At 41.3% G+C, this 25,750-nt stretch carries 26 protein-coding genes; 21 read left to right on the top strand and 5 right to left on the bottom strand.

What is annotated here, in order from left to right:
• Nucleotides 1–391: 391 nt before the first annotated feature.
• From mnmE to BMZ22_RS05620, 8 genes are all read left to right on the top strand, one after another.
• Complete coding sequence (gene mnmE, locus BMZ22_RS05655) at nucleotides 392–1,768, top strand: tRNA uridine-5-carboxymethylaminomethyl(34) synthesis GTPase MnmE (protein WP_090082888.1); 1,377 nt, start codon at nucleotides 392–394, stop codon at nucleotides 1,766–1,768.
• 66 nt (nucleotides 1,769–1,834) lie between these two features.
• The gene (gene mnmG, locus BMZ22_RS05650; protein WP_090082885.1) at nucleotides 1,835–3,721 is read left to right on the top strand and encodes a tRNA uridine-5-carboxymethylaminomethyl(34) synthesis enzyme MnmG; all 1,887 of its coding nucleotides are present in this window, start codon (nucleotides 1,835–1,837) and stop codon (nucleotides 3,719–3,721) included.
• Nucleotides 3,722–3,741: 20 nt separating this feature from the next.
• Nucleotides 3,742–4,458 (top strand): 16S rRNA (guanine(527)-N(7))-methyltransferase RsmG, encoded by a 717-nt coding sequence (rsmG, locus tag BMZ22_RS05645; protein ID WP_090082882.1) that lies wholly within the window; start codon nucleotides 3,742–3,744, stop codon nucleotides 4,456–4,458.
• 273 nt (nucleotides 4,459–4,731) lie between these two features.
• Nucleotides 4,732–5,592, top strand: coding sequence for a nucleoid occlusion protein (gene noc, locus BMZ22_RS05640; RefSeq protein ID WP_090082879.1), 861 nt, complete (start codon nucleotides 4,732–4,734; stop codon nucleotides 5,590–5,592).
• Between the two features lie 211 nt (nucleotides 5,593–5,803).
• Nucleotides 5,804–6,577: a ParA family protein gene (locus BMZ22_RS05635; protein WP_090082877.1), complete on the top strand. Its 774-nt coding sequence runs from the start codon at nucleotides 5,804–5,806 to the stop codon at nucleotides 6,575–6,577.
• A complete protein-coding gene (locus BMZ22_RS05630) occupies nucleotides 6,558–7,397 on the top strand; it encodes a ParB/RepB/Spo0J family partition protein (RefSeq protein ID WP_090082874.1) in 840 nt (279 codons plus the stop codon). Before BMZ22_RS05635 ends, BMZ22_RS05630 begins: the two co-directional genes overlap by 20 nt.
• A 99-nt stretch (nucleotides 7,398–7,496) precedes the next feature.
• Nucleotides 7,497–8,648 (top strand): aminotransferase class V-fold PLP-dependent enzyme, encoded by a 1,152-nt coding sequence (locus BMZ22_RS05625; RefSeq protein WP_090082869.1) that lies wholly within the window; start codon nucleotides 7,497–7,499, stop codon nucleotides 8,646–8,648.
• Between the two features lie 24 nt (nucleotides 8,649–8,672).
• Nucleotides 8,673–9,377: a DUF554 domain-containing protein gene (locus BMZ22_RS05620; protein WP_090082865.1), complete on the top strand. Its 705-nt coding sequence runs from the start codon at nucleotides 8,673–8,675 to the stop codon at nucleotides 9,375–9,377.
• A 555-nt stretch (nucleotides 9,378–9,932) separates the two neighbouring features.
• On the opposite strand, the gene yyaC is transcribed toward BMZ22_RS05620, so the two are convergent.
• Nucleotides 9,933–10,538 carry a spore protease YyaC gene (yyaC, locus tag BMZ22_RS05615; RefSeq protein ID WP_090082860.1) on the bottom strand — a complete coding sequence of 202 codons (606 nt, stop codon included), beginning with the start codon at nucleotides 10,536–10,538 and terminating at the stop codon, nucleotides 9,933–9,935.
• An 89-nt stretch (nucleotides 10,539–10,627) separates the two neighbouring features.
• Here yyaC and BMZ22_RS05610 point away from each other — a divergent pair, with 89 nt between their 5' ends.
• The 7 genes from BMZ22_RS05610 (at nucleotide 10,628) to rpsR (ending at nucleotide 15,343) form a co-directional block, all read left to right on the top strand.
• The gene (locus BMZ22_RS05610; RefSeq protein WP_090082857.1) at nucleotides 10,628–11,638 is read left to right on the top strand and encodes a YkvI family membrane protein; all 1,011 of its coding nucleotides are present in this window, start codon (nucleotides 10,628–10,630) and stop codon (nucleotides 11,636–11,638) included.
• A 102-nt stretch (nucleotides 11,639–11,740) separates the two neighbouring features.
• On the top strand, nucleotides 11,741–12,622 hold the full coding sequence (locus BMZ22_RS05605; protein ID WP_177183361.1) for a mechanosensitive ion channel family protein: 882 nt from the start codon (nucleotides 11,741–11,743) through the stop codon (nucleotides 12,620–12,622).
• 14 nt (nucleotides 12,623–12,636) lie between these two features.
• Complete coding sequence (locus tag BMZ22_RS05600) at nucleotides 12,637–12,834, top strand: DUF951 domain-containing protein (protein WP_090082851.1); 198 nt, start codon at nucleotides 12,637–12,639, stop codon at nucleotides 12,832–12,834.
• Between the two features lie 216 nt (nucleotides 12,835–13,050).
• Nucleotides 13,051–14,151 (top strand): redox-regulated ATPase YchF, encoded by a 1,101-nt coding sequence (gene ychF, locus BMZ22_RS05595; RefSeq protein ID WP_090082848.1) that lies wholly within the window; start codon nucleotides 13,051–13,053, stop codon nucleotides 14,149–14,151.
• Between the two features lie 141 nt (nucleotides 14,152–14,292).
• The gene (rpsF, locus tag BMZ22_RS05590; RefSeq protein WP_090082843.1) at nucleotides 14,293–14,583 is read left to right on the top strand and encodes a 30S ribosomal protein S6; all 291 of its coding nucleotides are present in this window, start codon (nucleotides 14,293–14,295) and stop codon (nucleotides 14,581–14,583) included.
• 14 nt (nucleotides 14,584–14,597) lie between these two features.
• Nucleotides 14,598–15,068, top strand: a complete 471-nt coding sequence (gene ssb / locus BMZ22_RS05585) for a single-stranded DNA-binding protein (protein ID WP_090083152.1) — start codon at nucleotides 14,598–14,600, stop codon at nucleotides 15,066–15,068.
• A 44-nt stretch (nucleotides 15,069–15,112) separates the two neighbouring features.
• Complete coding sequence (rpsR, locus tag BMZ22_RS05580) at nucleotides 15,113–15,343, top strand: 30S ribosomal protein S18 (RefSeq protein WP_090082839.1); 231 nt, start codon at nucleotides 15,113–15,115, stop codon at nucleotides 15,341–15,343.
• Nucleotides 15,344–15,451: 108 nt separating this feature from the next.
• On the opposite strand, the gene BMZ22_RS05575 is transcribed toward rpsR, so the two are convergent.
• From BMZ22_RS05575 to BMZ22_RS05560, 4 genes are read right to left on the bottom strand one after another with little or no spacing between them, the layout of a single operon-like run.
• Nucleotides 15,452–16,069, bottom strand: a complete 618-nt coding sequence (locus BMZ22_RS05575; RefSeq protein ID WP_090082835.1) for an ATP-binding cassette domain-containing protein — start codon at nucleotides 16,067–16,069, stop codon at nucleotides 15,452–15,454.
• Nucleotides 16,070–16,082: 13 nt separating this feature from the next.
• Nucleotides 16,083–16,763 carry a molybdate ABC transporter permease subunit gene (modB, locus tag BMZ22_RS05570; protein ID WP_090082831.1) on the bottom strand — a complete coding sequence of 227 codons (681 nt, stop codon included), beginning with the start codon at nucleotides 16,761–16,763 and terminating at the stop codon, nucleotides 16,083–16,085.
• A 2-nt stretch (nucleotides 16,764–16,765) separates the two neighbouring features.
• Nucleotides 16,766–17,542 (bottom strand): molybdate ABC transporter substrate-binding protein, encoded by a 777-nt coding sequence (gene modA / locus BMZ22_RS05565; protein WP_090082828.1) that lies wholly within the window; start codon nucleotides 17,540–17,542, stop codon nucleotides 16,766–16,768.
• A gap of 11 nt (nucleotides 17,543–17,553) precedes the next feature.
• Nucleotides 17,554–17,988, bottom strand: coding sequence for a DUF1189 family protein (locus BMZ22_RS05560; protein WP_245745225.1), 435 nt, complete (start codon nucleotides 17,986–17,988; stop codon nucleotides 17,554–17,556).
• A gap of 544 nt (nucleotides 17,989–18,532) precedes the next feature.
• Here BMZ22_RS05560 and BMZ22_RS05555 point away from each other — a divergent pair.
• The 6 genes from BMZ22_RS05555 to yycF all read left to right on the top strand — a co-directional run bounded on the left by BMZ22_RS05555 (nucleotide 18,533) and on the right by yycF (nucleotide 25,750).
• A complete protein-coding gene (locus tag BMZ22_RS05555) occupies nucleotides 18,533–19,480 on the top strand; it encodes a YybS family protein (protein WP_090082821.1) in 948 nt (315 codons plus the stop codon).
• A 27-nt stretch (nucleotides 19,481–19,507) separates the two neighbouring features.
• Entirely contained in the window at nucleotides 19,508–21,481 is a 1,974-nt protein-coding gene (locus tag BMZ22_RS05550; RefSeq protein WP_090082817.1) for a DHH family phosphoesterase, read from the top strand.
• Complete coding sequence (gene rplI / locus BMZ22_RS05545) at nucleotides 21,478–21,924, top strand: 50S ribosomal protein L9 (RefSeq protein WP_090082815.1); 447 nt, start codon at nucleotides 21,478–21,480, stop codon at nucleotides 21,922–21,924. The genes BMZ22_RS05550 and rplI overlap by 4 nt, the downstream gene beginning before the upstream one ends.
• A 46-nt stretch (nucleotides 21,925–21,970) precedes the next feature.
• Complete coding sequence (gene dnaB / locus BMZ22_RS05540; RefSeq protein ID WP_090082812.1) at nucleotides 21,971–23,344, top strand: replicative DNA helicase; 1,374 nt, start codon at nucleotides 21,971–21,973, stop codon at nucleotides 23,342–23,344.
• Nucleotides 23,345–23,527: 183 nt separating this feature from the next.
• On the top strand, nucleotides 23,528–24,814 hold the full coding sequence (locus tag BMZ22_RS05535) for an adenylosuccinate synthase (RefSeq protein ID WP_090082809.1): 1,287 nt from the start codon (nucleotides 23,528–23,530) through the stop codon (nucleotides 24,812–24,814).
• A gap of 231 nt (nucleotides 24,815–25,045) precedes the next feature.
• Nucleotides 25,046–25,750: a response regulator YycF gene (yycF, locus tag BMZ22_RS05530; protein ID WP_090082805.1), complete on the top strand. Its 705-nt coding sequence runs from the start codon at nucleotides 25,046–25,048 to the stop codon at nucleotides 25,748–25,750.

Below are 25,750 nucleotides of genomic sequence, written 5' to 3'. Positions count from 1 at the left end.
AACGTTATTTAAACACTCACGTAAGCAGCTGGAATATGCGAGACTCCTGTGGGACAGCGAGCCTAAGAGACCCCGCAGTGAGCGGTTTTTGCTCACGAGGAGGCTCGTGGGGAGCCCACGGAAAGCGAGTATATTCCAGCTGCGTCTCAAGAAAGTTTCCCAAACGATCCAATCAAACTTTACGTCGCAGTTTATGGAAATTGTAATGATAAAAAAGCAACAATACTCTTTTACCCACATGTGGATAATAAAAGGGTTCGTTTGTATAATATTAACACTGTGGATAAGTTTATTTTTAATTGAATTTGTGATATTCTATTATATTGTTGACTGATTAATAAAATACGTTGAATATAGATGAAAAATACAGGGTATGATGGAGGTGAAATAGATGGAAACAGATACAATTACGGCGATATCCACACCGATGGGTGAAGGAGCCATTTCAATTGTCCGGCTGAGCGGATCAGAGGCTATTCGTGTGACAGCTAATTTGTTCCAGGGAACGAATTTGCTTGAAGCTGATTCACATACGATCCATTATGGAAAAATTATTGATCCACAAACAAATGATGTTGCTGAAGAAGTTATGGTTACAATTATGCGAGCGCCTAAAACATTTACCCGTGAAAATATTGTTGAAATCAATTGTCATGGCGGAATGGTTGCGGTGAACAGAGTGCTGGAAATTGTTCTGGAACAAGGTGTACGAATCGCAGAGCCAGGTGAGTTTACAAAGCGCGCATTTTTGCATGGACGTATTGACTTATCACAGGCTGAAGCAGTTATGGATCTGATTCGGTCTAAAACCGATAAAGCAATGTCCGTAGCCCTGAAACAAATGGATGGACGACTCTCTGAATTAATCGGGCGGCTCAGGCAAGAATTGCTGGAAACAGTTGCACACGTCGAAGTGAATATTGATTATCCTGAATATGATGATGTTGAAGAAATGTCACACGAGATGATGCGAAAAAAGTCGAAAGAAGTTCATGCTGAAATTGAACACCTGCTGGAGGTCGCCAAGCAAGGAAAAATTCTTCGCGAAGGGCTGTCAACAGCGATTATTGGACGGCCGAACGTCGGAAAGTCGTCATTAATGAATACACTGGTGCAGGAAAATAAAGCAATCGTTACTGAAGTACCCGGAACAACACGTGATGTGATTGAGGAATATGTCAATGTCCGTGGTGTTCCATTGCGTCTTGTTGACACCGCTGGAATTCGTGAAACGGAGGATATTGTTGAAAAAATTGGTGTAGACCGCTCACGCCAAGTATTGAAAGAATCCGATCTTATTTTATTTATTCTAAATTATAATGATGAACTGACCGACGAAGATGAGAAACTGTTTGAAGCCGTTCAGGGTCTTGATTATATTATTCTCGTTAATAAAACTGATCTCGAGCAAAAACTTGATATGGAACGCGTTAGAGCGCTGGCTGACGGCAAGCCGGTCATCTCTGCTTCTTTAATTAAGGAAGAGGGCATTGATGAATTGGAGTCAGCTATTGCAGATACGTTCTTCTCTGGTGATATCGACACAGGGGATATGACATACGTCTCCAATATCCGTCATATCCAGTTGCTTAAACAAGCTAAACAAGCATTGGAAGATGCGGTGGCAAGTCTTGAAATGGAAATGCCGCTTGATATCGTTCAAATTGATGTGACCCGCACATGGGAATTTTTAGGTGAAATTATTGGCGACACTGCCAGTGACAGCCTGATTGACCAGCTTTTCTCGCAGTTTTGTCTAGGAAAGTAATTGAATCGCCGTAAGTAAGATAATGAAGTTTAAAATGATACCACCAAAAATAGAAAGGGTGAAAAAATGGTATATAATGCAGGACGTTATGACGTTATTGTCGTTGGTGCCGGTCACGCAGGCGTGGAAGCTGGTATTGCAGCCGCTAAAATGGGCGCGAAAACATTGATGCTGACATTGAACCTTGATATGGTCGCTTTTATGCCATGTAATCCGTCATTGGGCGGGCCAGCCAAAGGCATTGTCGTTCGTGAAGTTGACGCACTTGGCGGTGTCATGGGTAAAGTAATTGATAAAACACACATTCAGATGCGTATGCTGAATACCCGAAAAGGCCCGGCAGTGCAAGCGTTAAGAGCACAAGCTGACAAACCGCTTTATATTAAAGAGATGAAACATGTCCTTGAAAATCAGGAGAATTTGACATTGAGACAGGGCATGGTTAATGAATTAATTATGGAAGATGGTGTATGTAAAGGTGTTATCACCGAAACAAAAGCCGCTTATTATGCCGAGCAGGTGATTGTTACCACGGGTACGTTTATGCGGGGTAAAGTATTAATGGGTGATCTCGAATATGAGAGTGGTCCAAATAATCAGCGAGCGTCCATTAAACTTTCAGAAAACCTTGAAGATCTTGGATTGGATATTACCCGTTTTAAAACAGGTACACCACCAAGGGTGAACAGTCATTCGATCGATTATTCGAAAGCGGAAATTCAGCCTGGCGATGAAAAACCGCAGAGCTTTTCATACGAGACAACGGAATATATAACAGATCAAATTCCATGCTGGCTGACATATACGAATGAAGTAACGCATCAGATCATTAACGATAATCTGTCGTCATCTGCTATGTATTCGGGTATGAAGCGTGGTACAGGACCGCGTTATTGCCCGTCCATTGAGGATAAGATTGTGCGATTTAATGATAAGCCGCGTCATCAGGTCTTCCTAGAGCCTGAAGGCAGAGATACAGAAGAAGTATACGTTCAGGGCCTTTCAACGTCACTGCCGGAAGATATTCAGCATGAGATGGTCAAAACCGTTCCTGGACTTGAAAATGCTGAAATCATGCGTGGCGGTTATGCTATCGAATATGATGCTGTTGTACCGACACAGCTTTGGCCGACAATGGAATTAAAAAATATTCCAGGACTCTTTACTGCTGGCCAAATTAATGGCACATCGGGTTATGAAGAAGCTGCAGCACAAGGTATTATGGCTGGAATTAATGCGGCCGCTAAATTATTTGGCAAAGAACCACTGATCCTTGACAGATCCCGTGCATATATTGGTGTACTGATTGATGATCTGGTTACTAAAGGAACAAAAGAACCGTACCGTCTCCTCACATCACGTGCGGAATATCGGCTTTTATTGCGTCATGATAATGCTGACATGCGTTTAACTGAAATAGCTTATGACTATGGGCTGATTACAGAAGAACGTTATAATCAATTTATGGAAAAGAAACGCCTTGTCGAACAAGAGAAAAAACGTCTTGATAAAATCATTCTTAAACCGGAAGAACCGGTACAGGCGATGCTCGAAAAAGCAAATGGCACACCGTTGAAAGAAGCGGTCAAAGCGTATGATATGTTAAAACGGCCTGAAGTCACTTATGCAATGCTGGAAAGCGTTATTGAAAATGATGAAAACCTGCCGTACATCGTTAAAGAGCAGGTTGAAATTCAAATTAAGTATGAAGGCTATATCAAAAAGGCGAATGAACAAGTGGAAAAGATGCTTAAAATGGAGAATAAAAAGATCCCTGATAATATTGATTACGATGATATTGACGGCATTGCTTATGAAGCGAGAGAAAAGCTTAAAAAGGTGCGTCCGCTTTCAGTAGGTCAGGCCTCCCGCATAGCCGGGGTCAATCCTTCTGACGTCTCCATTTTGCTTGTTTATATTGAACAGGGTAAAATTGCTCGTGTAGCCAATTAATTTAAGGAGATAAATTATTCATGAAACCGGAACAGTTTGTAAAGGCCTTACGTGAACAAGGTATCGAATTAAATGAAAAACAACAAGAGCAATTTGCAGATTATTATCAGATATTGGTGGCGTGGAATGAAAAAATTAATCTGACCACTTTAACGAAAGAAGAAGATGTCTATTTAAAACATTTTTATGACTCTGTTTCAGCGGCTTTTTATGAAGACTTTTTCGGAAACGTGTCAATTTGTGATGTGGGTGCTGGGGCTGGTTTCCCCAGTATCCCGCTTAAAATATGTTTTCCTGAGTTGAAAATCACAATTGTTGATTCGCTTAAGAAGCGAATTAATTTCTTGAATCAACTAGCTGCTCAACTCGGTCTGACAAATGTTGCGTTTCATCATGACCGGGCAGAATCATTTGGTAAAAATAAACAATTCAGAGAAACATTTGATATTGTGATTTCCAGAGCTGTGGCTCGAATGTCAGTATTAAGTGAGTTATGTCTTCCGCTGACAAAAAAGAACGGTCTGTTTCTAGCGATGAAAGGGTCTCAGGCTCATGATGAATTACATGATGCTGAGCAAGCTATTGAAATATTGGGCGGCCAATTGGAATTAACACATACGTTTCAATTACCCGAAGAAAACAGTGAACGTTCAATTATTAAAATACATAAAAAACGTATAACGCCTAAAAAATACCCAAGAAAGCCAGGCTTGCCAAATAAAAGTCCATTGGGCTGAATAACGCAGCAGTCAAACAGCTAATTAAAGCAACTCCTCTATAACACTTCTTTTTGATTATAATTTGATACTCATTAAGTCATTTATATGATAGAATGAAGATAGAATTTTCTCAGCACGTTTTCGCTAAGTCAGTTTTTAATCTATGGAAATATGATTGGTTTAATAAAATAGAATTCCAGATAAAATGTTCCACGTGAAACATTTTTAATTTTTGTTTAGTGGAATGCGTCCTATCGGTAAAGAGCTTGTATGTAAAGGTGGTGTTTGGGAGTGGTGAGTCCATTGAACCGAATTTTTGGAATGGGCGGCAAAAATGATACTTCTCAGGAGGAAGAGCGTTACCATCCGGATGAAGTAACTGAACTTCCATTAGAAAAAATTGAGCCTAATAGATTCCAGCCAAGATCAGTATTTAATGAAGAAAAAATAGAAGAACTGGCACAAACAATCCATACACATGGGATGATTCAGCCGATTATCGTCCGTAAACTCGAGGATGAAGACAAATATGAGTTGATTGCAGGTGAACGCAGGTGGCGTGCAGCACAATCACTTGAATGGGAGAGAGTCCCTGCAATCATTCGCGGAATGACAGATACCGAAATTGCTTCTGTGGCTTTAATTGAAAATCTCCAGCGTGAAGAATTAACGGTTATCGAAGAAGCAAATGCATATGCACGCTTGCTTGAACTCCATTCCCTGACACAAGAAGCATTAGCACAGCGCCTGGGCAAAAATCAATCCACCATAGCCAATAAAATTAGATTGTTAAAACTGCCTGATGAGGTTCAACAGGCTGTTTTAAATAAACAAATAACTGAAAGACACGCACGAGCACTCATTAAAGTAAGTGATCCGGAAATACAGCTGAAAGTGCTGGAACTTATACTGAGCAAAGATTTGAATGTGAAACAGACCGAAGAACATATTGAGAAATTGAATCAGCCAGATAAAAAACCGGCCAAAAAAACACCTAAACGAAAAGGTGTTAATAAAGATGTACGGATTGCTATGAACACGATTCGTCAATCCTTGAATATGGTTTCTGACACAGGAATTGATGTGGAAACAGATGAAGAGGACCTTGATGACTTTTATCAAATAACAATTAAAATACCTAAAAAGAACTGATATATCGTATTATATTATCATTTAAGACACCATTCATCTTTGCTGGATAAGATGAGTGGTGGTTTTTAAATCCTAAAATAGTTTAATCATACAAATCACATCAGCCACTCTTTAGAAGGTTAGTATACTTTTTAAATGAAATAGTGTTTTATAGCCGTAAATTCCAAAAAAGTGGTAGAATTATAACTATAGATTTGAGGTAGGTGACAGCATGGGAAAAATTATGGCCATTGCAAATCAGAAGGGTGGCGTAGGAAAAACAACATCAGCGGTAAACTTGAGCGCAGGGCTTGCTCATCTGAATAATAAAGTTTTAGTTGTTGATACTGATCCACAAGGTAATGCGACAAGCGGCTTAGGCGTCAGTAAAGCTGATATGGACCAGTGCATTTATAACGTCTTAGTTGAGGATTTGCCTGCGGAAGAGGTCTGTGTACCAACAGAAGTTGCCAATTTAGACATAATACCTGCCACAATTCAGCTATCAGGTGCGGAAATCGAATTAGTTTCGACAATTTCACGTGAAATCCGATTGCAAAAAGCACTGGAAAGCTTAAAAGATGAATATGATTACATTATTATTGATTGTCCGCCTTCACTTGGGCTGCTTACAATTAACGCACTTACAGCATCCAATACAGTTTTAATTCCGGTGCAGTGTGAATATTACGCCCTGGAAGGATTAAGTCAATTATTAAATACTATTCGGTTAGTGCAAAAACACTTAAATAAGACATTGATGATTGAAGGTGTCTTGCTAACGATGCTTGACGCCAGGACGAACCTTGGCATTCAAGTTATTGAAGAAGTTAAGAAATACTTCCAGGATAAAGTTTATCAATCAATCATCCCAAGAAATGTACGTTTAGGCGAAGCGCCAAGCCATGGAGAACCGATTATCACATATGCCCCTAAATCGAAGGGTGCTGAAGTATATCTCGAATTAGCAAAGGAAGTGATAAACAATGGCGAAAGGGTTGGGTAAAGGTATCAATGCGTTTTTTCCGCCTGAATTGGAAGAAAAGGGCGATGATGTCATACAGGAAGTACCGGTAAATGAATGCCGGCCAAATCCTTATCAGCCGAGAAAGACATTTCATGCGGATGCTATTGAGGAATTAAAAGATTCGATTTTGGAATATGGTATTATACAGCCATTAATTGTTCGTAAGAGCATTAAAGGCTATGAAATCGTTGTCGGTGAAAGGCGCTTTCGTGCAGCTAAAGAGGCTGAATTGGAAACACTTCCAGCTGTTGTCAAAGATTTAACAGATGACAAGATGATGGAAGTTGCCTTATTAGAGAACTTGCAGCGTGAAGACCTGACAGCTATTGAAGAAGCCCATGCCTATAAAAATTTGATGGATGAGCTTGGTATAACACAGGATGAATTATCAAAACGTTTAGGTAAAAGCAGATCACATATTGCCAATATTGTCCGGTTGCTTTCTTTACCAGAGCAAGTGACTGCACATATTAATAATGGCGAACTATCGATGGGGCATGGAAGAGCTTTGCTTGGTGTGAAAGATAAGGACAAAATCATTCCGTTGGTAGATAAAATTCAACGGGAAAATTTGAATGTGCGTCAGGTTGAGCAGATTATCATTGAAATGAATGAAAAACCGAAGAAGAAAAAAGAAAAACCTAAAAAAGATATCTTTTTGCAGGAACGGGAATCAGTTCTGCAGGAGCGTCTTGGAACTGCTGTATCGATTAATAAAGGAAAGCGCAAAGGGAAAATTGAAATCGAGTTTTATTCTAATGAGGATCTTGAGCGTATCATGGATTCTTTGGAAAAGTAGTTAAAATGGACCTTTATAAATTGGAAGACTGACTTAACGTGTATGGCAATACGGTCAGTCTTTTTGTTTATATAAGCAACTATTAGCGGGGTGAAATATATGATTTATTTTGATCAGGCTGCCTCATCTTTCCCAAAGCCTCCGGAAGTGGGGGAAGCGATGGTTGAAGCTGTCAATCAAATTGGAGCGAATCCCGGCCGCGGTGGTCATCAACTGGCACGGAAGGCTGCTGACATTGTTTCGCAAACACGTGAGACGGCTGCAACCCTTTTTGGTATAAACGATCCTAAAAAGGCATTGTTTTATCCGAATGCAACAGCCGCCTTGAATCAAGCAATTAAGGGGTTGCCTTGGTCGTCGGGGGATCATGTTATAGCCAGTAATTTTGAGCACAATTCAATTAGAAGACCTCTTGAATACATAAAAAACCAATATGGTGTTAATGTTACTTATGTATCGTGGAATTACGACGACGACGAATTTATTAAACAAGTAAATCGAGCAGTTACTAAAGAAACAAAGCTAATCGCAATGACCCATGCTTCGAACGTTACTGGCAGTGTTCTTCCCATTGAAAGGGTGGCTGCTAATGTTAAGGACGATATCCCATTATTAGTTGATGCATCACAAACAGCCGGCCACCTATCAATTAATATGCAGGAAATGAAGATTAATATGCTCGCGTTTCCAGGGCACAAAGGGCTGTTGGGGCCACAGGGCACCGGTATGCTTCTTGTAAATGGTGACCTTGATTTAAATCCAGTCAACCATGGCGGTACAGGCAGTTTCTCAGAGACCCCTGATCAACCATCGCAATGGCCGGAAAGACTGGAGGCTGGCACTTTGAATACACCTGGAATTGCTGGTTTAAATGCCGCCTTTACTTCTTATGAAAAAAGAAAAGACAGAAATGTTCCACGTGAAACAATCTTATGCAAGCGACTTGCAAAAAGTCTGCAGGAGATTGATGGTGTGCACTGTTATGCCAACTCGGAAAACCCGCAAAACATGCCGATTGTGGCATTTAACGTGCTGAACGTTCCGTCGCAGGAAATAGCAATGGTTTTGGATTCCCATTATGATATAGCCGTCAGGGGAGGACTCCATTGCAGTCCGTTAACACATGAAGCGCTTAACACAACGGCTCAGGGTGTCATCAGGGCAAGTTTGAGCAAATACAACACAGACGAAGAAGTTGACCGGTTTTTAGAGGCCATTCATGAAATTGTAGGATCATATAAACTTCTATAGAGAAAAACAATTGGAGATGGAATTATGGCGCTTTTTGGTACAATTGTAAACGGCGTATGTATAATTGCAGGCAGTCTGATCGGATTATTTTTCACTAATATCCCAGAAAGATATAAGCAAACCGTCATGCATGGAATCGGTCTGGCGGTTATTTTGATAGGTTTACAGATGGCATTGTCAACTGAAGCCATTATTGTCGTTTTGTTAAGCTTATTAACAGGTGCTATTATCGGGGAGTTTATTCACCTCGAGGAAGGACTTAATAGGCTGGGTGATTGGATTGGTGGTAAATTTACTACCTCAACTGACGATATTAGTGTGGCCCAGGGTTTTATAACAGCCTCTCTCGTCTTTGTAATAGGGGCCTTATCGGTTATTGGGGCACTGGATGGCGGCCTTCGGGGTGATCATGAAGTGCTTATAACAAAAGGTGTTATAGATGGCTTTGTCGCGTTAGTGTTAACAACTACGCTCGGATTCGGTGTTATATTCTCGGTCATCCCGGTTGTTCTTTATCAAGGCTCAATTGCATTGCTTGCAACACAAATCAATCAGTGGGTGCCCGAAGATTTTTTAAATGGGCTTATTGGTGAATTGACGGCAGTAGGCGGTTTAATGATTGTAGCAATTGGGTTTAATTTGTTAAAAATTATTCAGATCAGAGTGGGCAATCTTCTACCATCAATATTGACAGTTGGAATCGTTTATTATATCTATTTGTTATTCTAGGAGAAGAGATTGTTTTCGCATAAATTGTTGATATCCGTCTCGTACTGGATGTAAACTGCGACACAGTGTAAATTCTTCCTTCTAATTGTCGCTAAGTGCTGAAGTCCGCTCCGGCAATATACTTCGCTTTCCATGGGCACGGCCTCGGGCCAACATGATGTTGGTCACATAGGCGTTGGCTATTGACGTGGCGTTCTTAGCCTTTGAACCCTACCGCTTTCTTGCGGGGTCTTCGGACACGTGCGCATCCCTTGGAGTCTACGCATATTGACTGCGCTAAAAAAATGCTCACTGAATATTCGTTGGCAGTATTGAATAAACAACCTCAGCGAAGGAAATACACGCCGACTCCTGCGGGAGCATAGGCATAGGTGAGACAACGAAGTGCCTTGGCACGAGTTGGCTCACCAGCCGCCCGCGGAAAGCGGCGTGTATTTCCGTAGCGGTGGACGACGCACCAGCTCAAATTTTAAGTTAGTTCGCAGTTTATGGAGACTGCGAAAATAAAAAACAACAAAGTTTAGAAAAAAGCCTTAGAGAAAACTCGGTTTTGTCTCAGTCTCTTATAAAAACCTGATCTGAACGAGGTGTATTGGCATACGTCAGTTTCTGATCGATATTTGCGAGTATAGAAGCAATGATCTGTGCCATTTCGACAACAACAAAGAGTCTTGTATTTTGTAAAATATTATAATCCATAAACCCGCTAATATTGACAACACCGGTTATGTGAATGTCCCCAATTGCGGGCAGTTTTTTATTCAGTGCTGCTCCGGGAGAGAGCGGCCCGACATCGGCTATAATGTGACCTACCGATGCAGATTTGCCTAATGAAGCATCAATCGCAATTGTAAAAGGAGATTGGTGCTTGTTGTAAATTTTATTTATTCTGTTTTCTATATTGACAGCATGAACAGGGTCTGAAAGTGTACCATATACATGCAGGTGCTTAGGTTTCAACTCTGATAAGTAAGTGCCGGTTAATGGACCAAGTGCGTCGCCGGTTGATCGGTCTGTTCCAATACACACAATGATATACTCATGTGGCTCTGACGGCAGCCAGGAAAGAATACGCTCGTTCATTTGTTCCTTCAGCGTCGTCTCCGTATATCTGAGTTTAATTTTCTCTTTTTTTGTGACCAATCGGTTCATTAGATTCATAGCTTTTCCTCCACAAACATATTGATACTAGTATACGGAAAAAATTATCAAACTATACATGTCTGTATAACGATAATGGAGGAGAAGTTATGATTCGTGCTGGTTTGAAATGGATGTTTTTAATTATTGGCACAACAATTGGAGCAGGTTATGCATCAGGCAGAGAGCTATGGCAATTTTTCGGACACGAAAGCGGTCTGGCAATTTTATTATTTACGATATTTTTTTCGATAAGCTGCTATGTGATTATGGATGTAAGCTTCCGTCAGCAATCAAGCCACTATTTACCGGTTCTTCGCGATATTGTAGGAGACAAGCTGACAAAGCTATATGATATTATGATTTTTTTGTATTTATCCACGACGACTGTGATTATGATCGCAGGAAGCGGTGCCACTGGACAAGCATTTGATCTATCATACTGGTGGGGTGTTCTGGCTATTGCCATCAGTTTAATCCTCTTATTTATGAGAGATATCAGCGGATTTTTGGCGATGAATCAGCTTGTATTGCCTTTATTGCTTGGCGGACTTCTCTATATATTATTGTTGTTTATGAGTGATCAAGAAATAAGTATAATGTCTGATCTGCACGGTCAGCGGAATTGGACAGCCGCTTTTCCTTTTACAGCCTTAAATATTTTACCTTTGATTGCTGTGTTGGGTGCAATCGGCAACAAAGTTAAAACAAAAACAGAGATACATATAGCCGCAATCGGGAGCGGGCTGATCTTAGGCTTTATCTCCTTCATTTATAATAGCAGTTTAATACAGATTGCTGATGAACTTTTATTATATGAAATACCACTATTTGCTATACTGAATCGCTATCCGGTTGAGATTCTTATTTTTATGTCGATATTATTATGGTTTGCAATATTTACAACAGCCGCCTCGGGGATCCTGGGGATTGTTTCCCGTTTGCAGAACATGTGGAATGTTCCGATATGGCTTTTGGCCGGATTGAGTGTAGCAGCCATGGTGCCTATGACGACGGTGGGATTTTCCACGTTGATTAACTATATATATCCGGTATATGGCATTTTGAATTTATATGTCTTAACACGACTGCTTTTATACCCGCTGTGGAATAAACAATGAAAGTTTTATAATGTCGCTTTTCTTTCCATAATGAAACGCTTATTGTAAAATTGTTTATAGTATCATGGCGGAGGTATAATCGTGAGTTTTTTTAGTAATCAAATGAGTGATTTATGGGAGTACATAACAGGCCCTGAACTTTGGGTGAGTATTGGTACCGCAGTCATACAAGCGATTCTGATAATGGTCATAGCGGTAATTGTTATCCGGGTTGGCAACAATATTATTGCGAGGGTATTTGACAGCAGATCCCGCGGTCCGCTGCGCATCACGGAAAGACGTGAAGTGACGATTAAAAAGCTAATTCAAAACACGATGAAATATACCGTTTATTTCATTGCGTTTATTATGGTGCTTGACGGGGCGTTTGGTCTCGAAATCCGTGCATTGCTCGCCGGTGCGGGTGTAGCGGGACTTGCGATCGGCTTTGGTGCTCAAAACCTGGTCCGGGATATTATTTCCGGTTTTTTCATTATTTTTGAGGATCAATTCTCGGTTGGCGACTACATTGTTACGGCGGGTGTAGAAGGTTTTGTTGAGGAGATTGGGATACGCACGACTAAGATTGAAAGCTGGACCGGTGAACAGCATGTTGTCCCAAATGGCAATGTAACCCAAGTCACAAATTATTCAGTTCATAATGGGCTGGCTGTTGTTGATGTGAATATACCGTATGAAAATGATGTAAAAGCTGCGGCAGCCATTATTGAGGATATTATTGAGACGCTGCCCGATCAATATGAGGAAATTGTTAAAGTACCTGAAGTCTTCGGTGTGGAAGCGCTGGAGTCGTCGCATTTTGTCCTTCGGGTTATCGCTGAAGTGCTGCCTTCCTACCAATGGAAAGGTTCCCGAAATATTCGCAAAGAAATCAAAGACGAACTATTTAAACAGGGTATACAAATTCCTTCACCACGTCTTGTCATGTATTCCAGAAATGAGGAACCAAATTCATTGCAAATTGATTCAGAGCGTGAAATGTAAGGGAGGAAAATGGTATGGTGGATAAGAATTTTGAATTGAATGATATTATAGAAATGAAAAAACCACACCCATGCGGCGAAAATCGCTGGAAAATAATCCGAATGGGGATGGACATCCGGATCAAATGTCTTGGTTGTGATCATAGCGTTATGATTCCTCGGAAAGAGTTTACGAAAAAAATGAAAAAAATCATCGATAAAGCTGAAAGTTAAAAATTTCTCCAAAATAATGTTCATATGCTTTAAAGTGTCGTTTTATAAACCGCTGAAAACAGAGAAAATGAATTATATGACATAACCCTGCCAAAATGAGAGGTTTTAAGGGCTCATTTTGGCTTTTTATTTGCTTGTCATTTTAGAAGCTTGTAACTATAATTGGTATGACTGACGCGTTCATATGAATGGAATCCTTAAGGAGTGAAAGTTGACATGTCTTTAACAGCAGGAATTGTCGGACTTCCAAACGTTGGCAAATCGACACTATTTAATGCCATCACTCAAGCGGGCGCTGAAGCAGCGAATTACCCGTTTGCAACAATCGATCCAAATGTGGGGATCGTGGAAGTCCCTGACGACCGCTTAAATAAATTAACTGAATTGGTAAACCCGAAAAAAACAATCCCAACAACATTTGAGTTTACCGATATTGCCGGGATTGTGAAAGGTGCAAGTAAAGGAGAAGGGCTGGGCAACCAGTTTTTATCCCATATCCGCCAGGTAGATGCAATCGTTCAGGTTGTCCGCTGTTTTCAGGATGACAATATTACCCATGTTTCCGGTAAAGTGGAACCGCTTGATGATATTGAGACCATCAACCTGGAACTGATCCTTGCAGATCTTGAAACAATAAATAAACGTCTCCAGCGGGTTGAAAAAATGGCCAGACAGAAAGATAAGGAAGCTGTAGCAGAGTATAATCTGCTGGAAAAATTGAAAGAAGGTCTTGAAGCAGAACAACCAGCACGAGCCTTGGACCTGTCAGATGACGAGTGGAAACTGGTAAAAGATCTTCATTTGCTAACGAGTAAACCTGCATTGTACGTAGCCAATGTGAGCGAAGAAGATGTCACGGATTCCGACTCAAATGAACACGTCCAAAAGGTAAAAGACTACGCCGCAAAAGAAAATGCTGAAGTCATTGTCATTTGTGCAAAAATTGAAGAAGAAATTGCGGAACTGGATGGCGAAGAGAAAGAAATGTTTCTCGATGATTTAGGAATTGCTGAAGCCGGCCTTGACCAGCTGATTAAAGCATCCTACAACCTACTGGGACTGGGAACTTACTTTACGGCAGGTGAGCCTGAAGTCCGCGCATGGACTTTCCGTAAAGGGATGAAAGCCCCGCAGGCAGCTGGCATCATTCATACCGACTTTGAACGTGGTTTTATCCGGGCGGAAACGGTCTCATACGAAGACCTGGTAAGTGCCGGCTCAATGGTAAAGGCACGTGAAGCAGGGAATGTCCGGCTGGAAGGCAAAGAATACATCGTCCAGGACGGCGATGTTATCCATTTCCGGTTCAATGTTTAACGTATCAAATCAGGATCTCTCGAATGCTTGTTTTTCATATGATATTTTGATATAATACACCATTGTGAGTAATGAACTTAATATTACTCCTTGCTCTTTTCATTGAAAAAGAGCCGCTAAGACCAAAAGGAGGTGTAACGGATGAGAAAATACGAAATCATGTATATCATCCGCCCGGACATCGAAGAGGAAGCTCAAACAAATTTAATTGAGCGCTTCAGCAATGTTCTGACGAATAACGGGGCGGAAATTGAAAAAGTTGATGAAAAAGGCAAGCGCCGTCTTGCATATGAAATCAACGATTATCGTGATGGTTATTATGTCGTTATCAATTTCAGGGGTGATGAAAATGCTATTAATGAATTTGATCGCCAAGCTAAATTTTCTGACGATATAATCCGTCATATGGCTATTCGAGAAGAAGATCAATAAAATAGGGAGTGGTTCTGATGAATCGTGTCGTACTCGTTGGCAGACTAACGAGGGATCCTGATTTGCGTTATACACCAAATGGCGTGGCAGTCGCTAACTTTAGGATTGCAGTTGACCGCCCATTTTCCAATCAGCAGGGAAACCGTGACGCTGACTTTATTAATTGTGTTGTATGGCGGAGAGCCGCTGAAAATTTGGCAACCTACATGAAAAAAGGCAGCATGATTGGTGTTGATGGCCGGATTCAATCACGTTCATTTGAAGGACGGGATGGAAATACTGTCTTTGTAACTGAAGTTGTTGCAGATAATATTCAGTTCCTGGAATCGAAAGGGTCATCTCAACCAAGAGATCAGCAGTCATCAGGATTCCAGCCAAACCAGAACCAAAATCAGAACCAGTCAAATCAAACCCAAACGAATGACAATCCATTCAAAGATAATGGAGAACCTATTGACATATCAGACGATGATTTACCATTCTAGAGGCTGAGATAACATTTCGGCTAAAATTAGAAGGAGGGTTATAAATGGCAGCTCGTCGCGGTCGCGCAAAACGTCGTAAAGTGTGTTATTTTAAAGCGAACGGCATTACACACATTGATTACAAAGATGTTGATCTATTGCGAAAGTTCATTTCAGAGCGTGGAAAAATCCTTCCTCGCCGTGTGACAGGAACTTCTGCAAAATATCAGCGTAAATTGACAATAGCAATTAAACGTGCTCGTCAAATGGCATTATTGCCATATGTTTCTGAGTAAACGTTAAAAAACCCGGTTCACTTCAATGTGGACCGGTTTTTTTAATTTACCGGAACAATAAATCAGTCCGGGATCTCCTCTGTTAAACACAACGCTTTGGTCGTCTTTTTAAGTGACAAGCTTTCCTTTATCTATTCTTAATAAGCGGTCCCCCAGTATGCTTGCTTCCTCTTTATCGTGCGTTACAAGAAGGACCGGGATTTGCCATAATTTATGAAGCTCCAACAATTCATTCTGACATTCGGTTTTGGTTTCGTGGTCCAGGGAGGAAAAGGGTTCGTCCAGCAACAGAGCATCAGGCTTAGTGACCAGAGCTCGTGCAAGGGCAGCGCGCTGTTTTTCCCCTCCGGATATCTGATGAGGGTATTTATCAAGCAAATGATCGATTCCCATCATGTCTGTAAGCCGATCCATTAAATGATGATCTTTCAGGCCGTATTGAATATTTTTCTTCACAGTCATATGAGGAAATAAGGCATAATCCTGGAAAACATATCCAATATGGCGTTTGGCTGCGGGGACGGGTTTGCCCTTCTTCGGAAAAAAGTCACGCTGATTCAGTGTAATCTGACCCACATTAGGATGTGTCAGACCGGCTATGCAGTTCAGGACGGTTGTCTTTCCGGATCCTGATGGCCCGAATAAAACAGCAATTTCACTCTTAACATTAAAATGAACATCCAGCATAAAGGCTTGAAGGTTTTTTTGAATATTGATTGAAAGCATCTTTAATCCCCGCCTATAAGTCATCACTTGAAAAACGTAAAATGTTTCGTTCACTCCACCAATTCAGCCATAAGATAGCTGCGAATCCGATTATTAAAATACTGATTACCCAAAACAATGCTATATCCCTATTCCCGGATTCGACTGCAAAATAGATTGCAAGTGGAATTGTCTCTGTTTTATTCGGAATGTAGCCGGCAACCATGAGGGTTGCACCAAATTCACCGAGCGCCCTCGCAAATGTAAGAACGAGTCCGGCAAGCAACCCGGGCCATGCAAGCGGGAAAGAAATCGTCCAAAAAATCCGCCAATCGGACGCTCCCATTGTACGGGCGGCATTTTCAATATTATGGTCATATTTTTGAAACGAGGCGGCTGCACTTTGATACATCAAAGGAAATGCGACAACGACAGCCGCAATAACCGCACCTGTCCAGGTAAAGACAACCTGAAAATCGAACCAGTGCAAAAGTAATTTTCCAATGGGCCCATTTGTACCGAACAGATAAAGCAGGCCAAACCCGACCACGGTAGGCGGCAGAACGAGCGGCAGCATCAATACCGATTCAACGATTCTTTTCCCGGGAAATTGGCTGCGTGTAATAACTCTGGCTAAAAATACACCGGTAACAAATACAACGATGGTCGCGATTCCGGCTATCCTCAAAGACAAAAACAGTGGTGTTAAATCCATGTTTATACCCCTTTAGGCGTAAATCCATATTTCTGTAAAATAGCCTGTGCCTTGTCACTCTGTAAAAATTGAATAAACTTGTTAGCTTCGTCTTTTACTTGGCTGGATTCGACAACCGCAGCAGGGTAATGGATTGGTTCGTGCAAATTCGCATCAATTGCTAAAAGTTCATTGACTAAATCAGACCTTTCAAGATCACTGGCATAAACAATGCCAATTTCGGTATTGCCTGACTCAACATATGTAAGTGTTTGCTGGGCATTTGCTGTAAAGACAAATTTATTTTGCAATTCTTCCCACACGCCACTTTCACGTAATGCCTGTTCAGCATATTTCCCGGCTGGTACTGTCTCCGGATCGCCAAGTGTAATTTGTTCAGTATTAAGCGTCGGGAGATCTGATATTGCGTTTACTGAGTAGGAAGTGCCTTGGCTTGAAATGACAGCAAGTTTGTTTTGGATAAAGTCGATGCGTGAATCGGGTATAATTCTATCCGCTTCAGCCAGTTCATCCATCCAGTATTGATTAGCTGAGAGAAATAAATCAACCGGAGCCCCCTGTCTGATTTGCTGGGCCAATTTTCCGCTGGAGCCGTAATTTAATGTTAATGTTATATTCGGATTTTCCGACTCAAATTCGCGTTTTAATTCTGAAAGCGTATCAGATAGACTTGAAGCAGAAGCGACAAGTATTTCCTTATTACCGGAACTTTCCTGGCTTGAGCAGCCAGCTGTTATGAGTACACAACCAATCAGAAAACAAGTTATGAGATAGCGCATGAATAAAACTCCTATGGTCGTTTTTTTCGTTTTGGATAAACGGTAATCATCTTAAACATAAAAATGAATGAATACAGGATGAATAATACTAAAAATGCATCAGTAATGGAAAAGAAAAATGCTATAATCGAATAAAGAATAAATGGGATCGTTGTTGTATAAGCATTCAGCTTCCACAGAATTGAAAATCTAATCTTGCGCCTCAGCAATTTTGCTATGCCTGTCCCGGCGTAAGAAAGCAGTGAAATATATATAAAAACAGCAATCGTTAACGGCAAATAAGAAAAGATAAAAAAGTAGATGAGAAAAAATGGCAGGCTCATTACTGTACCCGCACTGTCGCTGCTCGTCAGCTGATTAACCAGTGAGGGAGCTGAAACAAGCAGCAACAGTATAAACAGATATACAACGGTGATGTCCATGCCAATTCGGTTTAATTTAAACATAGCTTGCTTATTCGGCAACTTTAAACTTTTAATAAATGTTTGTAACAAAACCACACACTTCAACTCCGGATATAAAATCATACAAAAACGGGAACAAAGGCTAAGTTTGCAACATCCTCGAAAAAAAAGCTCTTTTTCTTTTTCGATGTATCGCTGTCGCAGTTTTCCTTGTCCTGTGGCAACGCCTTTGTAACCCGCGTCCTGCGGGCCCGAACAGAATCGGACATTTAGGGACAGTTACCCACCGTACTTCGGCGTGTTATCGATCATTACATACGTGATAGTTTCATTATAATAAAAAATAGCGTTCATGGCACACATTGACTATGACTATTACGTGAAAAATAAATAATCGACAAATTTCCCGAAAATATTTCCCGGGGAATATTCCGGTAACGTAGAACGCTTGGTAATCTGTGCAGTCTTTCCATTATTTCAAATACCAATTACAGTTTAAATCATGTTATCATGTAACAACGAGGCGATGATTTATATTAACCATTGCCGGGGTACTGTTTCTAATTAACTGAAGAGGGTGCAATTAATGAATCAATCAAGACAACTGACAGACGGTGCACTTTTGACAGCAGTTTTTATGATATTAATGCTGATTTCAGCCTTTGTTCCTGTTATCACATTAATCGCTACATTCCTGCTGCCTGTCCCCTTCATTTTATTTTCTTCCAGATATGACTGGAAGCCATCAATTGTCATGCTGATAGCTGCTGTAATTTTATCATCATTGCTTACTTCCATTTTCTCCTTGCCGATTCCTGTACTAATGGGAATTGGAGGTATTATGATTGGGAGTGCTGTTTATAGAAAGCTTTCACCGTATGAAACATGGGCACGGGGAACAATTGGTTTTGTCATCGGATTAGTGTTTATCTTTGTTTTCAGCCAATATGCTTTTCAGGTTAACCTGGTAAATGAAATTGACGCTATGGTACACGAGTCAATTACGATGAGCCGGGAAGCGATGGAGCAATTTGGTCTGGGTGAATTGTCGGAGGATCAGCTGAATATGGTGACAGAACAAATGGGTATGCTGACAGATCTTCTGCCTGCATGGATAGCACTTGTGGCACTGTCGCTTGCTTTCATGAGTCAATGGATCAGTTATAAAGTCATCAACCGGCTGGAAACGAAGCAACTGCATTTCCCGCCGTTTCGTTCGCTGAGATTACCGGTATCGTTAATATGGATTTATTTCTTTTCTTTAATCGTTTCCTTTTTCGATCTGGATCCATCGGGAATCGTTTTTCTGGCGGTTAATAATGTATTGATGCTTGCAGGCATATTAATGGCGCTGCAAGGTTTTTCCTTTATATTTTTCTATGCTCATGCCAAGAAGATGTCGAAAGCATTGCCTATCACAAGTGTCGTCCTGACGTTATTCTTCCCGTTTATCTTTCTTTACCTTGTACGTCTGTTAGGTATAATAGATATAGGGTTTGCATTGCGAGATCGGATTTCCAATGATAAGAAGTAAGTGGGAGTTAAAGTAGGAGCTGATTATATGGAGGATAAGCAAAAGAAACCAACACTAAGCAGTCACCTGTGGGTCACTTACGCTGTATCAGTGATTTTGCTTGGATTTGTATGGTACTTTCAGTGGACTGCCGGGTTGGTATTGACCGTAATCCTGGCGGGTGTGCTGTATTACAGTATCTACAATGAAAGAAAAAAGCAGCACGAAACCGAAAACTATATCGCAACACTCTCCCATCGTGTAAAACGGGTCGGGGAAGAAGCCTTATTGGAGATGCCGATCGGTATTATTTTATACGACGAAGAGTATAAAATTGAATGGGCTAACCCATATATGAATGAATTTGCTGAAGATGATACATTAGTAGGCAAATCGCTGAATGCCTTATCAGATGATTTTTCTTCAATGATAAAAGAAAATGACGAAGAAATGTGGCTTAAGCTTGATGGCTATCATTTTCGGGTGACACTAAAAAAAGATGATCGGTTGTTATATTTATCAGACCGGACAGTACAATCTGAAATTCAAACACGCTATAACTATGAGAAAACCGTGATTGCGATAATTTTTCTTGATAATTATGAAGAAATTACGCAAAACATGGATGATACACTTAAGAGTCAGCTGAATTCGAAAGTGACCTCTGTGTTGAATAATTGGTCGAACGATTATGGTATTTATTTAAAACGTACATCACAGGACCGTTTTATTGGGGTTTTAACGAAAGAAACGCTCGACCAGCTGGAAAAGGCGAAATTTGACATATTGGATGAGGTCCGTGAATTAAATGCGGAGCATAATATACCAATTACGTTAAGTATTGGCATAGGGCTCGGTGATAATCTGTTGCCGGAGCTTGGAGAAATGGCTCAGTCGAGTCTTGACCTAGCCCTGGGACGCGGCGGTGATCAGGTCGTCATAAAAGATGATCTGGGAAAAGTGCGCTTTTACGGCGGCCGCACAAATCCTATGGAAAAACGCACCCGCGTGAGGGCCCGGGTCATTTCACATGCCTTAAAGGATTTGGTTCAGGGCAGTGATAATGTCATAATTATGGGACACAAGTCCCCTGACATGGATTCCATTGGAGCGGCTATAGGCATTTTAAATATTGTTAAAGCGAATAATGTAGAAGGTTACATTGTATTTGACCCTGACGATGTTGATACGGGTGTTTATCGGCTTGTCGAAGAGTTGAAAGAGGAAGAAGAGTTATGGCAGCATTTTATCGATCCTGAAGAATCAGAAGCATTGGTAACGAGCCGAAGTCTTGTGGTAGTTGTTGACACACACAAACCGTCAATGGTAGCCAACGAAAGACTGCTTAATAAAACAGAGTACAAAGTGATTATTGACCACCACCGTCGTGCGGAAGAATTTGTCGAAAATCCGACGCTCGTTTATATGGAGCCATATGCCTCTTCAACAGCGGAACTTGTAACCGAGCTCTTGGAATACCAGCCGCATAACCTGAAACTGAAAATGCTGGAAGCAACGGCTTTACTTGCCGGAATTATCGTTGACACGAAAAGCTTTACATTAAGGACAGGATCCCGAACCTTTGACGCTGCTTCATATCTTAGGTCCAAAGGTGCTGACACAGTGCTTGTGCAGCGTTTTATGAAAGAAGATCTGGATGTTTACGTTAAACGAAGCAAGCTTATCGAACGTGCAGAAATCCATCGCAATATGATTGCTATTTCAAAAGGTAAGAGCGGGGAGGATTACAGTGGTGTTCTTATTGCTCAGGCAGCAGACACACTGCTGACAATGAGCGGAATAAATGCCTCGTTTGTTATTTCTGAACGAAGCGACGGACGAATTGGAATAAGTGCCCGATCGCTTGGTGATATCAACGTTCAAGTGATTATGGAAAAAATGAATGGTGGCGGCCATTTAACAAATGCTGCCACTCAGATTGAAGATACGACAATTGAAGACGCAGAAGCATTTTTGAAGGATATAATAGAAGAATATTTCACTGGAGGGGAAACCGAATGAAAGTAATACTCACAGAGGATGTAAAAGGACAAGGAAAAAAAGGTGAAGTGAAAAACGTTTCAGATGGTTATGCGCGGAACTATTTGCTGAAGAATAACCTGGCTGAAGAAGCGACCCAGGGAAATATGAAAAAACTGGAAGCGAAAAAGAAGAAAGAACAGCAGCAAGCCGAAGAGGAAAAGAAAGAAGCAGAACTGCTGAAAAAAGAACTTGCGAATACAACTGTTGAAATTAAGGCAAAATCCGGTGACTCGGGTCAGCTTTTCGGTTCGATCACGTCAAAACATATTGCCGATACACTGAAAAAAGATCATAATTATAAAATCGACAAACGAAAAATTGAGCTTGATAATCCAATCAGAACACTTGGCTATACAGATGTTCCGGTAAAACTGCATCCAGAGGTTACGGGCACCATTAAAGTCCATGTCGAGGAGAAATGATAAAAGTGCGTTATCGAGTAAGCTTTCTCTTTAAAGGGGGGAGATGATGAGCGAACTTTGGAACGATCGTGTGCCGCCACATAATATTGAAGCAGAACAGGCCGTCATTGGTGCTATATTTCTGGAGCCAGAATCGCTATCCTCAGCTGCCGAACGCTTAATGCCTGATGATTTTTATCGTGCGAGCCATCAGCGGATTTTCGATACGATGCTGAAGTTGACAGATAGAGGCGAACCAATTGATTTAGTTACGGTGACAACTTTGCTGTCCAACGAAAAAAAATTGGATGATGCAGGCGGCGTCAGTTATCTCTCTGATTTAGCCGGAAGTGTACCGACAGCTGCTAATATTGTTTACTACAGTAAAATCGTTGAAGAAAAAGCATTGCTCCGCAGACTGATCAGAACGGCAACAGATATTGTTACATCAGGTTTTGCCTCTGAAGACGATGTAGAAGAAGTGTTAAATGAAGCTGAGAAAAATATTCTGGAAGTATCCAGTCAAAAGAACACCGGGAACTTTAAAGCAATTAAAGATGTCCTGATCGATGTTTACGATAATATTGAACAGCTGCATAATCATGATGGCGATGTAACCGGTATTCCAACCGGCTACAGAGACCTGGACCAGATTACATCCGGTTTCCAGCGCAACGATCTGATTATCATTGCTGCCCGGCCATCGGTAGGTAAAACTGCTTTTGCTTTAAACATCGCACAAAATGTTTCCATCAATACAGATGAAAATGTTGCGATTTTCAGTTTGGAAATGGGGGCTGATCAGCTTGTGTCGCGAATGTTGTGTGCAGAAGGCAATATTGATGCGCAGCGGCTGCGTACGGGCAAGCTTGAAGCGGATGATTGGAGTAAATTGACGATGGCGATGGGAAGCCTGTCAAATGCCGGCATATTCATCGATGATTCACCCGGCATACGGGTCAGCGAGATACGATCAAAATGCCGCCGGTTAAAACAGGAACATGGGCTTGGGATGATATTGATCGATTACCTGCAACTAATCCAGGGAAGCGGTAATTCTAAAGAAAACCGACAGCAGGAAGTGTCGGAAATATCCCGTGCCCTTAAAGCACTGGCACGTGAGCTGAATGTGCCTTTGATTGCTCTCTCCCAGCTTTCCCGGGGAGTAGAATCACGGCAGGATAAACGGCCGATGATGTCTGACTTACGTGAATCAGGCAGTATTGAGCAGGACGCAGATATTGTCGGATTCTTATACCGCGATGATTATTATGACCAGGAATCCGAAAAACAAAATATTATTGAAATCATTATATCCAAACAGCGGAATGGCCCGGTTGGCAACGTTGAACTGGCTTTTGTGAAAGAATATAACAAGTTTGTTGATTTGGACCACCGCTATTCAGATAGTGACGTGCCGCCAGAGCCTGTCCAGGCTTGATAAATTTTGCAGGCGATGAATACAGCTCGGTTTATCGATACTGAGCTGTTTTTTTATCTTTACTTAAAACGAACATTAAATTAAAAAACCTATATAATATTCGTGTTTTGTTTTGACATGTTTCTATTTTATTGATAAGATAACGTTGTTAAACAGATAATGAAGAATTCTTGGAGGTGCGCTATGTCCTCAGTAGTCGTGGTAGGTACACAGTGGGGCGATGAAGGGAAAGGAAAAATTACTGACTTTTTATCGCAGAATGCTGAAGTCGTTGCTCGTTATCAAGGCGGCAACAACGCTGGCCATACCATTAAATTTGATAATATAACATATAAATTGCATTTGATCCCGTCAGGAATTTTTTTTGATGACAAAATTTGTATTTTGGGTAATGGAATGGTTATTGACCCAAAAGCATTTACTGATGAAATTGCTTATTTACATGAACGGAATATATCAACGGATAATTTACGAATCAGTAACCGTGCACATGTTATTTTGCCGTACCATTTGCAATTGGATGCGCTTCAGGAAGAAGATAAAGGCGAGCATAAAATCGGCACGACGAAAAAGGGCATCGGCCCGGCTTATATGGATAAAGCTGCGAGAAGCGGTATCCGAATCGCGGATTTGCTTGATAAGGACGTATTTCGTGAGAAGCTTGAACAAAACCTGAAAGAGAAAAATCGTCTGTTTGAAAAGGTTTATGAAGTTGATCCAATTCAGGTTGAAGATATTTTGGAAGAGTATTATGAATATGGCCAGCAAATGGCTCAATATGTTTGTGATACTTCAGTGGTGCTCAATGAAGCGCTCGATGAAGGCCGCAGGGTTCTATTCGAAGGCGCGCAAGGTGTAATGCTTGATATTGATCAGGGAACGTACCCGTTTGTGACGTCTTCCAACCCGATTGCCGGTGGCGTTACGATTGGTTCGGGTGTTGGACCATCGAAAATTAATCATGTCGTCGGTGTAACGAAAGCTTATACAACCCGGGTAGGCGATGGCCCTTTTCCGACTGAATTGCATGATGACGTTGGAGAGGCGATTCGTGAAACCGGAAATGAGTATGGTACAACGACAGGACGGCCGCGCCGGGTGGGCTGGTTTGACAGTGTTGTTGTCCGTCACGCACAGCGGGTAAGCGGGATTACCGATTTAACAATTAATTCATTGGATGTTTTGACAGGTCTTAAAACGCTTAAAATTTGTGTAGCCTATAAGTATAAAGGGGAAACGATTACCGAATTCCCTGCAAGCTTGGCGAAACTGGCAGAATGTGAGCCGGTGTATGAAGAAATGCCGGGTTGGGATGAAGATATCACGGACGTAAGAAGCATTCATGATCTTCCCGAAAATGCCAGGCATTATCTCGAACGTGTTTCACAATTGACTGAGATTCCGTTATCGATTTTTTCTGTCGGTCCCGACCGCACACAGACCAATATTGTCCGAAGTGTTTACAGCTAAATGTGCAGCGTAAAAGCCCTCCTTCCGAAAACCGGGATGGGGGTTTTTTTGAGCTTCCGCAGATATTTACTTCTAAGATAAGACATTTAAGCAAAAGTACGATAGAATAGAGCACAGGAAGCGTAACACGTTTCTATATTAATGATGGTTCAAACCACCTGCTAAAAATGATGATATAAATAGATATACGATCGTTCTTTATAGATAATCTTTGAAAAAGGAAGTGATGAAATGGCACAAAAAATACTTGTAGTAGACGATGAACAACCAATTGCTGACATTTTGAAATTTAATCTTGAAAAGGAAGGGTATGAAGTTGTTGTCGCTTATGATGGCGATGAAGCCATTCAGCTCGCTAATAGTGAAACGCCTGATTTAATATTGCTGGATATCATGCTGCCGGGTCAGGATGGCAATGAAGTGTGCCGCGAGATCCGCAAGACGCAATTTATGCCGATTATTATGCTGACAGCCAAGGATGCGGAGATTGATAAAGTTCTCGGGCTGGAACTCGGCGCAGATGATTATGTCACGAAACCTTTCAGTAATCGGGAAGTCATTGCGCGCGTCAAAGCAAACTTGCGCAGACAGCAGCAGATTCCTGAGGATGGCGTTAAGACAACTAAAAATATTGAAGTCGGACGGCTGGTCATCCATCCCGATGCATATGCCGTGACGCGCGATGGCGAACAGCTCGAGCTTACACACCGTGAATTTGAACTGCTTCATTATCTTGCCCGTCACATTGGTCAAGTGATGACACGGGAACATTTACTGGAGACGGTATGGGGCTACGATTATTTTGGTGATGTCCGGACGGTTGATGTCACAATTCGGCGTCTCAGGGAAAAAATAGAAGATAATCCGAGCAATCCGATGTGGATCGTAACACGGCGCGGCGTTGGCTATTATTTGCGTAATCCTGAACAGGAGTAG

The organism is Lentibacillus persicus (assembly GCF_900112705.1).
Taxonomy (GTDB): Bacteria; Bacillota; Bacilli; order Bacillales; family Amphibacillaceae; genus Lentibacillus; species Lentibacillus persicus.
Note: the sequence above shows the minus strand (reverse complement) of the source record. Positions and strands in the feature narration are given on the sequence as shown.